The sequence below is a fragment of the Paenibacillus allorhizoplanae genome, from assembly GCF_927798215.1.
In the GTDB taxonomy this organism is placed as follows: Bacteria; Bacillota; Bacilli; order Paenibacillales; family NBRC-103111; genus Paenibacillus_E; species Paenibacillus_E allorhizoplanae.
The window spans coordinates 1-14,402 of record NZ_CAKMMW010000050.1 but is presented as its reverse complement, the minus strand read 5'-3'; the positions used below and the strand labels follow the sequence as shown (position 1 = coordinate 14,402).

The window sequence follows — 14,402 nt, the reverse complement described above, 5'->3', positions numbered from 1 at the left end:
ATGAGAGGGCGATGACCCGTTGAGACATGGGAGTGAAAACCTCCAGGGGCGGCGTGGAGAATGCGTGCAGCATATGGAAATATATGGGGTGAAAACCTCACCCTCTGTTTCAGTGCGCCTTCATGTTGCCAAGGTCTATTACGGTGACTTTATTCCAAACCTCCTGTTTTTTAACAAGGATGAAATCCTACGAATAAGCGAGTATACGTGAGAAAACTTAATCGAACCGAGGGAGTGCAATAGCGGTTGCTTCGGCAGCCGTTTTTATTTTCCCCGCTAACGGCAGTTATGCGTAACTTCCAGGGAATGTAAACGTCTAAATAAAGTAAGGAACGAGGAGGCAGACATTTCATGGGAGGAACGAATGTATGGGATGCGGAGTGGGAGGTTAACGAAGAGCAGGCGCGGACGCTGATCGGCAAACAATTCCCTCAGCTGTCATCGAAGCAAGTGAAGCGATTGGGCTGGGGCTGGGACAATACGGTTTTTCTCATCGGTGACGAGTACGTGTTCCGGTTTCCAAGAAGAACGATTGCAGTTGGCTCGATTCGTATGGAAGGGAAGCTGCTGCCGAAGCTGGAGGCATATATGACCATCCCCTATCCGAAACCGTTGTTTTATGGCGAAGCAAGTGACGAATACCCGGCACCATTTCTTGGCTATGCCTACGTGCCAGGAGATTTCCCCATCGGTTTGACGGAAGAACGCCGGGCTTTATCGGCAGAGACGCTGGCGAAATTTTTGCGGAGATTGCATGAGTTTCCAGTGCAGGCGGCGCTGAAGTGCGGAGTTCAGCAAGATCATCGAAGCTTGACGGACATAGCATCGCGCAAAGTGAAATTGGAGGGCTTTCTATCGAAGGTGGTTGAACACTTGTCGCCGGAGGAGTCCGGTGTGATCGAAGCGTATATTAGTAGGCTGCAAACGGACCGTGTCGAGGCGGTGAATGCACTGCTACATGGCGATCTTCATTTCAAAAATATGCTTGTGAATGAGAACGGGATCGTTTCCGGCATCATTGATTGGGGCGATCTGAGCGTTGGCCATCCGGCTTGCGATTTGAGCGTTGCTTACAGCTTTTTACCATCTTACGCTCGCGGCGTGTTTTTCGAAACTTACGGAGGAGCGGACGAGGAAACGAAGCTGCTGGCGCGGCTGATCGCGGTATACATCCCCGTACTGATCTTGATGCAAGCGGTCGATGACGGGAATGAAGCGATTGCGGCAGAGGCGAAATCCAACATCATGCGAGCACTGTCAGATTAGCAGCTATGGGGCTATGGCTATCGGCACCATTTTGTCGTTTAAAGGCCGCGATAAGGTACGATTCGCCTTCTCTGATGCCGATTTATGTTGAGGAACACGAAATTCAACAGAGTAAGTCGTTGCGTTAACGGATAACGATAGTTGAGGGGCCTGCTTCGGAGCAGCCCTTCTTTTTTTTATTAAAGTAACGCGCAGGATAGTGCGAATCAGAGACCGAAATATTATGTAGACTCCATATTGTTTGTTCGGGTAAATTTCCGGAAAGATCTACTGTTCAAGATATAAGAGAACTTTATTTACAATGGGAGGGATACGATGACTGAACGCCTGCCCTGTCAAACCCCCGGCTGCGCGGCAACCATTCTTCCAACAACTGCTTTAAAGACGGGTGGGATCTGTATGCCATGCCATCAGAAGAAACTCGCGTTGGAGGAGAAGGCATATATTTTACAAAATCGGAAAGATGTTGATCGGTATGCAGGTAAAATGGATCCGGTCGAGATTCTTAAAATGATGCATGCACCGAGGAAATACAACCCGCTTGAGAATGACCTACCATATCATAAAAGCGCACAGGAGCTGTATCATCAACTGACTGAAGCTGAGTTGGAGATAATGGAGATCTACGCGATCACGTTGATTGATCGTGAAGATCTAGACCAAGCCGAAACCATTCTGCTGTCACTGGTGTGTTTTACAAATGCCCGGATCGAGAGGGGATTAGAAGCCTTCCTCCAGAAAGGAAAGTATTATCCTAGCATCCTCTACAAGGATGCGGGGTCGGCTATCCGCGATGATCTGATTCATCGGGTAGATAACGATTCGGCTAACCGAAATCATCTGTTGCTTGCATTGGCCTGGATTGGCGATGAAGAGGTCATTCGGCTGTTCGCGAAATGGAGGCAAAATCCGCCTCGTTGGGCATCTGAGTTATATGTGCCACCAGAGAACTATACTCTTGAAGCTGGTTGGGAATTGGATCACGACGGTCGGAAGCGGCTGCTTTTCCACCCCGAGAGCTATCAATTTATTATATGTGGGGAGGGAATAGGGGGAGCGGAGCCAGCTCAGTCGGCGGTAATGGTCCTCAAGACGCATGACCAAGTGTGTCCTTGGTGTGATGGTAAACTGATGGTTTTGTTTGATTACAATTTGAAGGATCCTTTAGTTGGGTTTATGAAGCTTTCCGGCCAGCAGTTAAGGATTGCGGCCTGCATGCACTGTAACTGTTATGGTACCGTGTTTATGAAAGTGGATCTGGATGGTGGTTATTCGTGGAGTGAATATAATACCGTTCCTGATTTCTTACCAGAAACGGAGCCGAATGAAGAATTCACATTGCGTGCCCTGCAACTATCGGAGCGACTGATGGGAACCTACGAAGGGGCCGAATGGACGCTTGAGGCACCCACCTCTCAGATCGGCGGTCATCCGGCCTGGATTCAGGATGCTGAATATCCTACATGCCCCTGCTGCTCTGATACAATGATGTTTATTGGACAATTGGACATGGAACAAGTGGCTGCCAGTGAGGGGATATACTACACATTTCTTTGTGAGGCTTGTCTGATTGCTGCTGTAAATTATCAGCAGTCGTGAAGTTATTTAATAGAGGTATATCACCATATCATTAGTCAAGAAAGCTTAAGCTAACGGGTAACGAGAGTTGAGTAAATGTTACACGATTGAAATCTTATTTTCATCTGGTATTAATCATGAAAGGTTATAATAAAAACCGACCCCCTTTAAAATATAAACTTAGACCCGCAGCCCGTTGCTGTGGGTCTCTTTTTGTTGTTAAGCTAAATGGCAGGATTATTTAATCATTTCTCGAATACTTCAATACTTCAGGAACGATAGAAATGAGGTTATTACCTATGCCTAAACCTGACATAATATTGAAACCTATTCTTGACAACGGGCAAATCAAAAGTGAAATATTCAAAGGATACGTGCAATCCATTGAGGATGTTTATCACTTATACGCCGTTTATATTGGTACTCATGAAGTAGCTGTGTGCAATGTCGCAAAGAAAGAGAATAGATTTGTATTAGTGGATTTTATTGGTTCTAAAAGTTGTGTAAAGTTGATTGAGGAAAAGTTAAGCAAAATGATTGATTGAAATTTTGCTGACCTTTTTCAGCTAACGGGAAACGTTTGTTCAATAAACACACTTATGGGGGGCTGCCAGCATGATCGGCAGCCTCCGTTGCGTTAACGAGCAGCTTAGTTCTAATTTAAGAATTATATGGAAGGGCGTAGAGCGTAAGAATGAAATGGTGGACAAATACGTATATTGGGAGAAATGAACTCAACAATCAATATCACACGGGGGACAATCATGAATGAGTCGGTTTTTTGGTTAGTGTTTATTGTGATAGGTATAATACTAGCTATAATATTTATTTTTAAATACGGTTTTCCAACGGGGTACAAAATAAGCACAACACTAACATTTAAAGAAGCGAAGGATTATTTTCTTATTAAACATTATTGTATAAATTGCAATTCTGTTTTAAGAAGAGTTTCGGGAAAAGAATATCAAGGCAAAGGTTGGTCACGATCGATTGATGATGGTGATTATACTTATGGGGAGAGATATGAAATTAAATATATTCTAAAATGTCCTACCTGCAATTCTGAATATACCTCTAATGATTTGAGACGTAATTGAGATACTTGACTTGCTTACCTCAAAGCTTAGAGAACTAAGCTAACGGAAGAAATTTGTTGCGCGATTGAATCAATAAAGGTTGAGCAGAGGAGTAATATCTGCCCAACCTTTATTCGTTTATTATTCATAGTTGCTAGCGCAGGTGTTAAGAAAACCGAATAGCATCTAAATGTCATTATGCTGCATTTTATTTAGGCAACATTATACTTATACAAGTTCCTTCGCCGAGTTTACTTTGAATCGATAATGTTCCTTTATGATTATTGATGATCCTGCGTGTGACCATCAAGCCTAAGCCGTTTCCGTTTTCTTTGTTCGTATAGAAAGGCTCACCCACTTGGCTCAGCTCCTCTTCCGATAGACCACATCCTTCGTCAATGATATGAATGAGGACGAAGCTCGGACTCGAGCTGTCTAGTTCTACTTTAATTTTTCCGCCGCTTGGCATGGCTTCCATCGCATTTTTCATTACATTAATAAATACTTGTTTCAACTGATTAAGATCACATCGGATGTATGGATCCTGAACTGAATCAAGGTGCATTACAATTTCTACATTATCCATACTCGCTTGTGACTCAAGGAGTTTGCCTACATGAATCAAAATATCACGAATGTCTGCCTGTTGATATTGCACGGCCTGCGGCTTGGCTAGCACTAAAAATTCGCTGACAATAAAATTAATCCGATCTAATTCAGAGAGCATAAGGTCTAGTTGGCTTTCCTTAATTGCAACTTTTGACTTTTGTAGTTGGACAAAGCCTTTTATTGTAGTCAATGGGTTTCGTATTTCATGAGCGACACCCGCAGCCAGCTGTCCGATGACAGACAACTTCTCCGATCTCCGAAGTACATCCTCTGCTTCTTTGCGTGCCGTAATGTTTCTCGTGATTGAAGCAATCGCCACAATCTGCCCATTTTCGTCCCAAATGGTGGAAATCGTGATACTGACATCGATAATACGGCCATCCTTCGTATAGCGAATGGTTTCATAATCCGCTACCGGCTCGTTTCGAAGTATGCGCGCAATCAATTCTTCGTATTCACTAAGGCATTCTGGTGGAATGTTAGATAGTTTTTTACCAAGCAGTTCCTCAGGCGCCCAACCAAAGATACGCTCGTACGCCTGATTTAACTGCGTAACATTACCTGCCAGATCTGTTACATGAATAGCATCAGAGGTGTGATTGACAAAAGACTCCAGATAGCCTTTGGTATGACGAAGTTCATCGGCAACATCATGAAGCTGCCTTGTGTAGTTGTTTAAGTTGCTTGTCATCAAATTCACTTGGAAGGCAAGATGACCGAGCTCATCTTTGCCTTTGTAATTTATGATACCTTCAAACTTTCCTTGTGCGACTTGGTTAACGACAGAAAGGATTTGTTGAATGGGCCGGATCAGCAAACTAGACAAAAGATAACTGCTAAACATTGTGAGTATTAAGAGACTCAGTGAGATGATAACGAGTTCAATAAGCTGTTTTCGTAGCATGTCTTCGAGCGTTGTTGCTTTGAAAATTATGCGAATGACATATGGCTTAGCCGTGTTCATAACGGGTATAAGACTCTGTATGGCAGACTCATTCATGATCCGAATGTCAGTCGTTATCGTCTTTCTAGTTTCAAGCACATCTTGAATACGGGTGACTTCGTTCAATTCGTCTGCATAATTATAGGTTCCAAAAATAATATCCCGTACATCCAAATTAAATACAGGCTGCCCTTTTTTTATTTTTATAATCGGCTTCTTCCCAAAAAACTGAGGATCAATTCCAGTAACTTCTAGGATATTGTTGTTTTTCAATAGCATCTTAGTAATGACGGCATCTGTCCCCGTAGTTTTCTGGAATTCCAGGATGTTTGCTGCATTGACATAAGGATTTATCATATAGTTCGTTGTACCATCGTAGTAATTGCCCCACTTATTAACGATAGAAGGTTCGGATGTCGCATAATTAATAGGGCCAGACCAGTAATTATTGAGTTTTTGGCCTTGTGGGATAGTGACCTGGTGGTAATCAAAAAGCTGATTAAATGCCACATACCAGTAGTCCCATGTTTTGGAACTAAGATTAATTTCTTTCGGATCGCTTGAACGCAAAGCCACAATGTCATTATCTAATCTTTTCCAAAGAGTGATATGATCAACGCCAAGTTTGGCGCTAAGCTTGGCGAGTTGCTCATTCGTTACGTTTTCAATGTCGGGATCCAACTCTTGTTGAGCGGCAATAGCAACAGAACGGAGCCTTTCACCAATCGTATCCTCGATATGTTGACGTGCCTGCTGTGACACTTCAACCGTTGTGCTAATCTGTTCCGCCATTGTAATCATTTGCTGTTCGGCGGCTTTCTTCAAGCCCTCCTTCGAGCTGATGTAATAAATAGACATATTAAGAAGGAGAATTAAAGCGACTAATATAGAAATCCAGAACGTAAGCTTCACTTTTATTGACATGTTTCCTCCAGTAAGTCTAAGATGCCCGTGTAATTACACCTAATATTAATAAAATTTAGATACTGCTCAGTTGTAATTATAGTATAAATGACGGTAAATGAAATAGTCATTTCGATCCTCAGTTTGATTTGGACTTTTTGTTAAACACTTCAAAACCAGATATCTATAAGATGGAAATAGATGATGAAGGAATATTAACTAAAACAGAGAGACTAACGGGTAACGTTTGTTCAATAACCAGTGATGGGAGGCTGCCGGCACGATCGGCAGCCTTTCGCTCACCTAACGGGCAGTAGAGCGTAGTGGAAAGTTACGTACCTTAGAAGTATTGGGCAGGATTGCGCAACATAATATGGAATTATTCCATAAAGTGTTTGTTTCATTAGGGGGGATTTAACCGTGATGCAGGGGGAAAAGGTAAAATTAGTTCAACTTGAACGTGACCATACAGAAGCCTTGTACAATGCTTTGTCACATTCTCAAGTATGGGAATTTTTATTAACGAAAGTAAGAAAGTATGAGGACATGGATAAAATCGTTGAAAAGGCGTTAAAAGGAAAAGAACAAGGAAAGGAATTACCCTTCACATTAATTGACTTGGAAACTAATGAGATTTTGGGTACTACAAGAATTGGAGATATTTCAATTTCTCATCGAAGTGCAGAAATTGGATGGACTTGGTTAACTCCGAGTGTTTGGAGAACAGGTATAAATCCTGAAACTAAATACCTGTTATTAAAGTATTGCTTTGAAGAAATGAAACTAAGGAGAGTTCAGTTTAAAATTCATGCAAGGAACAAAAGGTCAATAAGAGCCGTTGAAAGACTTGGCGCTGTGAAAGAAGGAGAACTTAGAAACATGTTCGTCTGGGACGATGGGGATAATGGTAATCAAGTTATTTTTAGCATTCTTGATACAGAATGGGATATGGTAGAAAAACGTCTAAAAGGTTCATTAATCTAACGGTGAACGATAGTTCAACAACAACAAGAGAAGGCAGCCGACCATATTAGATCGGGTTGCCTTTTCTCAACTTATGGGCAGATTTTAGTAATCTGAAATAAGACTATGCACCATTCTTGATAGCGATGGAGACAGACACTGCTACGATTCTGAGCGCGTTTTTCACAGAAAACACCTCTTTACCTAAATGTTGTTAATAGATATGATAAATAGATAGATAAAAACGCTTTCGTATCTATGGAAAGGGATAATGTGTGTCATAAAAATCCTGTAACGGGATGGTGATAAACACATGTATCCAATCAAAAATCTTCAAGAGTTTATTCTTACCGCTCTATTCTCAAATATTAAATCAATGGCTTTGTGACACCGAAAATATTCTAATAGCGTTGTGTTATGTTATTTTTTATTGCCTGCGTAGAAAAGCAAGTAATTTTCCGCTTGACTAGACCAATAAGCTGCATCGTGCTTGCCACCGGGAATAAAGTGAAATTGATATCTTTTTTGATTTTTTTCCTTCATAATTGCATCAAAACGCAGTGCGCCGCCTTTATAGGTATCCTCATCCCCGATATCGATGTACATATCCAGCTTTTTCTGCTTCTCATTTAAGGCAAGCCATGTTGGGTTATTGCGTTGTCTTTGAGCATCCGTGTCGCCAGCCATTTGTTTGAGTGGTTTATGAATACCGCTTTGCTCAGGAAAATATAACAGATTCGAAAACCTTAAAATGGTATCCATTAAGGTAAATGATGGGACTGTAAATCATGGTAATATTAATTAAGATTGGGGAAAAATAAATGGTCATCAGAGAAATTACCAGCGATGATGCTTCTAGTTTTGTTGTTCTTATTAAACAGGTTGAAAAGGAATCTGATTTCATGCTTTTTGGAGCTAATGAAAGAAAGACTCACACCTGAGCAACAATTGAAATGAATTGAGGCTATACAGCATGAAGAAAACTCGACAATCTTTATTGCGGAATTTAAACCGCTAACGGTCCTAATTTCATTGATTTCGACTTTGCAACAATAGCTGATCCGTTAGTTGAGGTCGCTAGATCCGCCATATTATTCACTAATTACAATAGACAAAACAGTGAACAGTTCTATCGTATGTACTGTGGTGAGAATTCAGATAAAGATTATCCGATATTCTTAGAGGTAATTAATCGTCTGCTTTATTATTTGATTAAAAGTAATTTTCCTTTTCAGGTTCATCAAACTCTTCTTGAAGAAAGTGTAAGTGCCATTGTTGCCGAACGAAAAAACTTGAAAACTTCTGTTTAAATATGATGCAAAAGAACTAGATTACTTAGGAATGAGTTGAATACAGAAATGAATCAAGTTACACAAGCCTACTGGGACGATTATTGGAAAGAAGGCGAAAAGCCTCAATCAGTTAGTGCATGGATGTTCGGAGACAATCCAGACTATCTTGCTCAGTTAGTGACTGATGGTGTAAAAACAGCTACTTGTTCCGGTCATATTTTTTATGAATTGGAAAATGAGCCTATTCCAACTATAAACAATTATTCGATCATCTTAAATAGTCATGAAAATCCTGTTGCTATAATCAAAACGACGGAAGTAACGTTGCAACCAATGAATAAAGTTACGAAGGAGTTTGCATTTGCAGAAGGGGAAGGGGACCGAACATTACGATATTGGAAAGCAGTTCATGAAAAGTTTTTTAAAAATGCTTTAAGTGAAATTGGGCGTGAATTTTCCGAAGATATGATACTTGTTTGTGAACGATTTAAAGTGATTGATGTTAAGAAGTAAAAATCGGAATGATTTAAAAATGTAGGTCTGCTAATTTTTGTTATTGTTAAACTAATGGAAGAACGATAGCGTGGCGATGGAACCAATACATCGCCTGTTTTCGTTTCTATGCGAACCGCTCAACTATCGGGCAGGTTTGTTTAAATGTGCAATCATGAACACTTCATTGAGTATATATAAATAATACAATTAGGGGGACGTTTCCTTATGTTAAAGTATAGGTTGAAAGGAAGAAGTGTGGGGTAAATAGCAGTTGGGGGGGTGTGTTAGTTGGATGAAGAAACTAGATTTAAAGTATATAAGGATTGGGCGGAGCGATTTGATTGTGATATTTCATCAATGGCTATTCCGAACGTCATAGTTCGTGAACACTCCAAGTCTTTGAAAGGATATAATGGTATTTATTGCTTTTTTAATGGAACGACAAGCATTATATCGTCCCCCACAAAGTATACCTCTTATATAAAAAGGGCCATCAGTGGTAGATATCCAATGGAAACTTTTGATTCGAATTTTCTTGTGAAGTCAATTGATATAGGTAAATACAAGGTTATTGGTCCTGCATTTCAGGGATACATTGATATGGCTTCATTTCTTGAAGCATCTTCCCTTGAAGTTGTAGAACTTGTAACTTCAAATCAGCTATCACTACTTAATGATTTACGTAAATCTTGCTCTGAAACAGAGTGGGAGCATAGCTCCATTGAAATCAATAGACAACCAATACTTGCAAGAATATCGGATGAAAGAATTGTAGCAGCAGGTTCTTGGAGAGTAGAGGAATCTGGTTTTCTGAGCGTAGGTATTTTAAGTCACCCAGATTATCGAGGTGAAGGACACGCCAAAGCAGTTGTAAGTGCTTTAACTAGGAAAGGGTTAGAAGATGGTTTCACGATGCACTATCAAACTTTAATATCCAATAGTTCGTCAGTAGCTATTGCTAAATCGCTGGGATATGAAGAATTAGCTTGTACTTTGGCCATAAGGATTCTTGAGTAATTTTTGGATTGTTTTTAGTCGGTAATTAATTTAAGTGGCTAGGATATAGCTCAGGAGCTGCATTGTGCAGCTCTTTTTTGATTCCATTAAAGTAACGGGCAGTATACTTCCAATATGTGTTAATATTAAAATGCTAACTACTCTCTATGTAAATACATAATTTTGTCAAAACAAATGAAAGAAAAATAGTTGGGGGAAGAACCTTGAGATTTTATTATTTATCCGCTGATCTAGGCCGAACTAAAAAATATGCTATTGGAATGAGCATTGGTGAATACCCTATCCAACAAATTAATTGTTCATCATGCGGTGAAGATTGGACGAAAGAATTGATTTTTACGAATGAATCAGATCATAACATAAAAATTGCACTTTCAAATAGCAACTTCCCTGATTTTTTAAGTTATGAGATATTTAGCACTTTTATTAATACTAAAGTAAAAGAATTGCTCATTAAGAATAACATGACCAATTTTCTTTTGAAGAATGTAGTTATTAAAGCATCTACAGATTTAACAGATCTAGAAAAGAAACGTCTTAGAAATGATAACTACACTTCAGCAGAGCTAAAAAGAATTTCAGATTCACCAATTGAATACTATCATCTTTTTGTTAAAGGTAAAGCAAAACTTGATTTAAATAAATCGGAGTTAATTACGGATGTTTGTACTGAATGTGGTTCTATTCATATTAGAACTACGGGCGATAATCCTATTGATTCAGGGCGAGCAAAGTATCTTGACCTTGAAGGTTGGGACGGTTCAGATTTATTTAAAGTAGACATCTATCCTTCACGTATTTTTTGTACTGAAAAGTTTTATAATCTTTATAATGAAAACAAGTTAACTGGTTTATTTTTTGATGAAGTTTTTGTCGGTTAGTTTAGTGTAATTGAGTTAGATTATTGGTTCTTTATAAACTGATCAATTGCCCTGCGAAATAAATCGAAGGACATTTTAGCAAATTAGATAATATTCCTGTATTAATAGCTCGAATATTGCTCAGATATAATCAAATTACTGCTTTTTGAGAGAAAACTTTGCAAGGAATAAAAAGGCATTCGATAGTACGCAAAGTATTCGAGCCTTAGGCGCCAATTTCTGGTCTATACTTTTGCATAATCATCTGTTTCGAATGGTGGAAAGAAGAAATAGAAACTTTAAAAATCAGATTTGAATTTGATGTAAAGACCTATATACGGATTGAAATAGGTAGTGCTGATGAATTAGCTGGAAATTTTTGCATGACTTTAGGAAAGATTTTTTTCTTAATTATGCTGAGGTATCTCAGATAAAACTAAATAAAGAGGGCAGTTGGGAATTGTTTTTAAGATAGTTGGAATCGAATACGGCTGTCATCATGCACCACTTAACCACACTATGCCATTATGCTAACGCAGAACGATAGTTCAATGACTAAACATAAGAAGGCTGCCGATAATAATTGATCGGCAGCCTTCTCAGTTAACTGGCAGTTATACGTAGTACAAGAAAATTAGTCAAATCGTTTCCTTTTTATGGTAAAATTAATTATCGTTAGTTTGAAATGAGGGATAGTATTGCATTTTGAATTAAGTACAGCAATTACCCAAATAATATCAGTCGCAATCGTTATTTTAATTGTTTTATTGATTTTCAAATTAGTCAGAAAAAATAAATCATAGCAGTTATTAATCTAACGGGTAACGAGTGTAAAACGATAAAAGGAGCCGCGAAAGCTGCTCCTTTTGTCATTAAGCCATTGGGCAGGAGAGTTTAATCACCTAGCGAATTATTTAAATATCCTACATTCAATGAGGGGTGAACGTTTTTGAATGCAATATTAAAAGACTCTAAACAGATTCAATACTATACATACCTAGGCCCTATATTCGAGGCTCTTCAAAATCGACAACACGATTATAATTGGTTATTAACAGATTTAGAACTAAACTGGATACCAGATGATTTTTTGAACTACTTCGGAGAATATCAAGTAAATAAAGGGACTTGGGATAGAGATAATAAATACTGGATTTCAGGTGAGCAATTAACAAATTTAATTGGCAAGAATAAAATCCAATTTATTTGGGGTGTAATCTCAGGATTTAGAAAGTTGGAGAAGATTGATATTAATAATTTGAGCGTTATTCCGTTTGCTGATGGTAACCCAGGGTTTTGGAAACCAGGAGCCACAGTTCAACATCCAAAAGCTGAAGTAGAAATTGTCTGTTGGGATTCTGGACTTACTCTCATGATAAGTAAAGACCAATCCTTAGTTAAAAGCTTTATGGATTTTTTTAAAGACGCAAAAGACCTTGATGAGTACAATTTGGAAGACTGATGTTCAGTTCAGTACGTCGTTAAACTAACGCAGAACGAGAGTTACATATAGAACCAAGATGAGGCTACCAGCATGATCGGTAGCCTTTGCTCAACTAAAGGGCAGGATAACGCAGTGCCCGTTACAGAAAAAGGAAATTTATTATTACATGATGAATATATAAACAGGAGAATTTCGAAATCATGATGTTAGTGAATTTACTACAATATTAACAAGCTGGCCGGGTTGGCCGGAGAAATGGTGCGCCCCTTTTGAGACAAAAACTCCTTAAACATTTCCCTTTTTTGTACAAAGCGCGTGTTACCCAGCTCGTTTTAAAGCGGCATCTTCAAAATACTTTTTCTTTCACTAGGTTTGCAAAAGTAAGGATCGAAGAAGAAACGATGCCGTATACCTGTAAAAAGCATCAATCCCTACTTCGCAGAAAATTGGGCTCTAGCGATCCTATTCTTCAGGAAAATAAAATTACGAATTTACGGCAAAGCATTCGGCATGTAGACGGAATTATCATCCAGCCGGGTGAGACCTTCTCATTTTGGAAGCTAGTCGGTAAAACTACTGCGGAAAAAGGATACATTGAAGGCCTTCTCCTGTCGCATGGCGAAGTCAAAACCGGTGTCGGAGGCGGTATTTGCCAGTTGGCCAATCTCTTGTTCTGGCTCGCTCTTCATACCCCGCTTACAATACGGGAAAGACACCACCATAGCTTCGACCCTTTTCCTGACGATCAGCGCGCATTGCCGTTTGGCAGTGGGGCGAGTGTTTTTTACAATTATATCGATCTCCGGTTTCACAACCAGACCGATCAAGTGATCCAGTTCAAGGTTTGGCTGACTGACGAGCATCTCAAAGGATCCGTACATATTGAAGAAGAATGGTCTTATTCCTATCATGTATTTGAAAAGAATCATACCTTTCTGAAAGCTGAAGGGAAAAACTATCGGCAAAATGAGATTTGGAGAAGTGTCATTGACAAAAAGACCGGGAATGAAATTAAGCAAGAGCTACTGATAAATAACTATTCCGAGGTCAGGTATGAGCTCCTGGACGACATACATAAGGAACGAGCAACCAATTAATCGGAGTTCGGAGTTGTGTACATTCGAGACTGGTTTATATTTTTTTGAAACTGAAGCATGTTTCTAACGGAGAACTTTAATTAAATAGGGATCGTCGGCTGCCACGCAGTCTTGACGATCCCTATTTAATTGAAGTAAAGTGCAAAATTAAGGAACCTTCCTACTGTTAGAGGCGTAATATTGATGACACTTACTATTAAATGGATAATCACGGATAGATTATTTGTTGCCAACAAATTTGAATAGGAGGAATAAGATGTCTCTATTCTTTGCTTTTGGTTTCCTAGCTCTTTCTTTACGTTTGGCATTAGGTATGTTATTTGGAAAAAGGATGGAAAGTAAAGGAGAAAAAGCAATGAAAGATTACAGACAGAACGGATACCTTCTTGTAGGCGTTGGAATTGTGGCTATTATCGCGGGTATTGTTGACACTTTTTAAGCTAACGAGAAACGATAGTTAATAGTGAAAAGGGAGGGTAAAGGGATGGCTATTAGAAGATTTTCATACTTTTTCTTTTTTATAATTGGAACGGCTCTGATTGTTATTGGAACATTACCATCTGTCTTTGCTTATCCATACAGCGATGGACCCAATTCAGGACCATCAAACACAGGGGAACTTGCACTAATGATTTCTTACGAAGGATGGAAATGGTTTTTGATTATTGGACTTGTCTTATCAGTTTTTTCACTTCTCAAAATAAGAAAACAATAACATAACATCTGTTAATTGATTAAATACATCATTGCACTAACGGATAACGTTAGCGCAATAACCAGGGAGCAGATCTCCGCGGTAGCTGCTCCCTGTTCCTATTGAAGTAAACGGCAGCATATTTTCAATATATGGTAATCTATA

At 39.3% G+C, this 14,402-nt stretch carries 14 protein-coding genes; 12 read left to right on the top strand and 2 right to left on the bottom strand.

Going from position 1 to position 14,402, the window contains the following annotated elements; all coding sequences use genetic code 11:
• Nucleotides 1–351 precede the first annotated feature (351 nt).
• The 4 genes from L6I86_RS35060 to L6I86_RS35045 all read left to right on the top strand — a co-directional run bounded on the left by L6I86_RS35060 (nucleotide 352) and on the right by L6I86_RS35045 (nucleotide 3,941).
• On the top strand, nucleotides 352–1,266 hold the full coding sequence (locus tag L6I86_RS35060) for a phosphotransferase (protein ID WP_236293511.1): 915 nt from the start codon (nucleotides 352–354) through the stop codon (nucleotides 1,264–1,266).
• A gap of 315 nt (nucleotides 1,267–1,581) precedes the next feature.
• On the top strand, nucleotides 1,582–2,865 hold the full coding sequence (locus tag L6I86_RS35055) for a DUF1963 domain-containing protein (protein WP_236293510.1): 1,284 nt from the start codon (nucleotides 1,582–1,584) through the stop codon (nucleotides 2,863–2,865).
• A 278-nt stretch (nucleotides 2,866–3,143) separates the two neighbouring features.
• Complete coding sequence (locus L6I86_RS35050; RefSeq protein ID WP_236293508.1) at nucleotides 3,144–3,389, top strand: hypothetical protein; 246 nt, start codon at nucleotides 3,144–3,146, stop codon at nucleotides 3,387–3,389.
• Nucleotides 3,390–3,572: 183 nt separating this feature from the next.
• Nucleotides 3,573–3,941 carry a hypothetical protein gene (locus L6I86_RS35045; RefSeq protein WP_236293507.1) on the top strand — a complete coding sequence of 123 codons (369 nt, stop codon included), beginning with the start codon at nucleotides 3,573–3,575 and terminating at the stop codon, nucleotides 3,939–3,941.
• A 187-nt stretch (nucleotides 3,942–4,128) separates the two neighbouring features.
• On the opposite strand, the gene L6I86_RS35040 is transcribed toward L6I86_RS35045, so the two are convergent.
• Complete coding sequence (locus L6I86_RS35040) at nucleotides 4,129–6,396, bottom strand: PAS domain S-box protein (protein ID WP_236293506.1); 2,268 nt, start codon at nucleotides 6,394–6,396, stop codon at nucleotides 4,129–4,131.
• A 402-nt stretch (nucleotides 6,397–6,798) separates the two neighbouring features.
• Between L6I86_RS35040 and L6I86_RS35035 the strand changes: the two genes are divergently transcribed.
• Nucleotides 6,799–7,359, top strand: a complete 561-nt coding sequence (locus L6I86_RS35035) for a GNAT family N-acetyltransferase (RefSeq protein WP_236293513.1) — start codon at nucleotides 6,799–6,801, stop codon at nucleotides 7,357–7,359.
• 399 nt (nucleotides 7,360–7,758) lie between these two features.
• Here L6I86_RS35035 and L6I86_RS35030 read toward each other — a convergent pair whose 3' ends face one another.
• Nucleotides 7,759–8,100: an alpha/beta hydrolase gene (locus L6I86_RS35030; protein ID WP_236293505.1), complete on the bottom strand. Its 342-nt coding sequence runs from the start codon at nucleotides 8,098–8,100 to the stop codon at nucleotides 7,759–7,761.
• Between the two features lie 596 nt (nucleotides 8,101–8,696).
• On the opposite strand from L6I86_RS35030, the gene L6I86_RS35025 reads away from it, so the two are divergent.
• The 7 genes from L6I86_RS35025 to L6I86_RS34995 all read left to right on the top strand — a co-directional run bounded on the left by L6I86_RS35025 (nucleotide 8,697) and on the right by L6I86_RS34995 (nucleotide 14,258).
• Entirely contained in the window at nucleotides 8,697–9,143 is a 447-nt protein-coding gene (locus L6I86_RS35025; protein ID WP_236293504.1) for an ASCH domain-containing protein, read from the top strand.
• Nucleotides 9,144–9,413: 270 nt separating this feature from the next.
• Complete coding sequence (locus L6I86_RS35020; protein WP_236293503.1) at nucleotides 9,414–10,142, top strand: GNAT family N-acetyltransferase; 729 nt, start codon at nucleotides 9,414–9,416, stop codon at nucleotides 10,140–10,142.
• 203 nt (nucleotides 10,143–10,345) lie between these two features.
• Nucleotides 10,346–11,023: a hypothetical protein gene (locus L6I86_RS35015; protein WP_236293502.1), complete on the top strand. Its 678-nt coding sequence runs from the start codon at nucleotides 10,346–10,348 to the stop codon at nucleotides 11,021–11,023.
• A gap of 928 nt (nucleotides 11,024–11,951) precedes the next feature.
• Nucleotides 11,952–12,464 carry a hypothetical protein gene (locus L6I86_RS35010; protein WP_236293501.1) on the top strand — a complete coding sequence of 171 codons (513 nt, stop codon included), beginning with the start codon at nucleotides 11,952–11,954 and terminating at the stop codon, nucleotides 12,462–12,464.
• Nucleotides 12,465–12,847: 383 nt separating this feature from the next.
• Nucleotides 12,848–13,543, top strand: coding sequence for a VanW family protein (locus tag L6I86_RS35005; protein WP_236293499.1), 696 nt, complete (start codon nucleotides 12,848–12,850; stop codon nucleotides 13,541–13,543).
• A gap of 256 nt (nucleotides 13,544–13,799) precedes the next feature.
• A complete protein-coding gene (locus L6I86_RS35000; RefSeq protein ID WP_236293497.1) occupies nucleotides 13,800–13,982 on the top strand; it encodes a hypothetical protein in 183 nt (60 codons plus the stop codon).
• Between the two features lie 45 nt (nucleotides 13,983–14,027).
• Nucleotides 14,028–14,258 carry a hypothetical protein gene (locus L6I86_RS34995; protein ID WP_236293495.1) on the top strand — a complete coding sequence of 77 codons (231 nt, stop codon included), beginning with the start codon at nucleotides 14,028–14,030 and terminating at the stop codon, nucleotides 14,256–14,258.
• The last annotated feature ends 144 nt before the right edge of the window (nucleotides 14,259–14,402 follow it).

Excerpts from the sequence above, each read along its gene's own strand:
- L6I86_RS35050 (WP_236293508.1), top strand. The coding sequence starts at position 3,144 with ATGCCTAAACCTGACATAATATTGAAACCTATTCTTGACAACGGGCAA.
- L6I86_RS34995 (WP_236293495.1), top strand. The coding sequence starts at position 14,028 with ATGGCTATTAGAAGATTTTCATACTTTTTCTTTTTTATAATTGGAACG.
- L6I86_RS35040 (WP_236293506.1), bottom strand. The coding sequence starts at position 6,396 with ATGTCAATAAAAGTGAAGCTTACGTTCTGGATTTCTATATTAGTCGCT.
- L6I86_RS35060 (WP_236293511.1), top strand. The coding sequence starts at position 352 with ATGGGAGGAACGAATGTATGGGATGCGGAGTGGGAGGTTAACGAAGAG.
- L6I86_RS35030 (WP_236293505.1), bottom strand. The coding sequence starts at position 8,100 with ATGGATACCATTTTAAGGTTTTCGAATCTGTTATATTTTCCTGAGCAA.
- L6I86_RS35005 (WP_236293499.1), top strand. The coding sequence starts at position 12,848 with ATGCCGTATACCTGTAAAAAGCATCAATCCCTACTTCGCAGAAAATTG.
- L6I86_RS35055 (WP_236293510.1), top strand. The coding sequence starts at position 1,582 with ATGACTGAACGCCTGCCCTGTCAAACCCCCGGCTGCGCGGCAACCATT.
- L6I86_RS35045 (WP_236293507.1), top strand. The coding sequence starts at position 3,573 with ATGAACTCAACAATCAATATCACACGGGGGACAATCATGAATGAGTCG.
- L6I86_RS35000 (WP_236293497.1), top strand. The coding sequence starts at position 13,800 with ATGTCTCTATTCTTTGCTTTTGGTTTCCTAGCTCTTTCTTTACGTTTG.
- L6I86_RS35025 (WP_236293504.1), top strand. The coding sequence starts at position 8,697 with ATGAATCAAGTTACACAAGCCTACTGGGACGATTATTGGAAAGAAGGC.
- L6I86_RS35035 (WP_236293513.1), top strand. The coding sequence starts at position 6,799 with ATGCAGGGGGAAAAGGTAAAATTAGTTCAACTTGAACGTGACCATACA.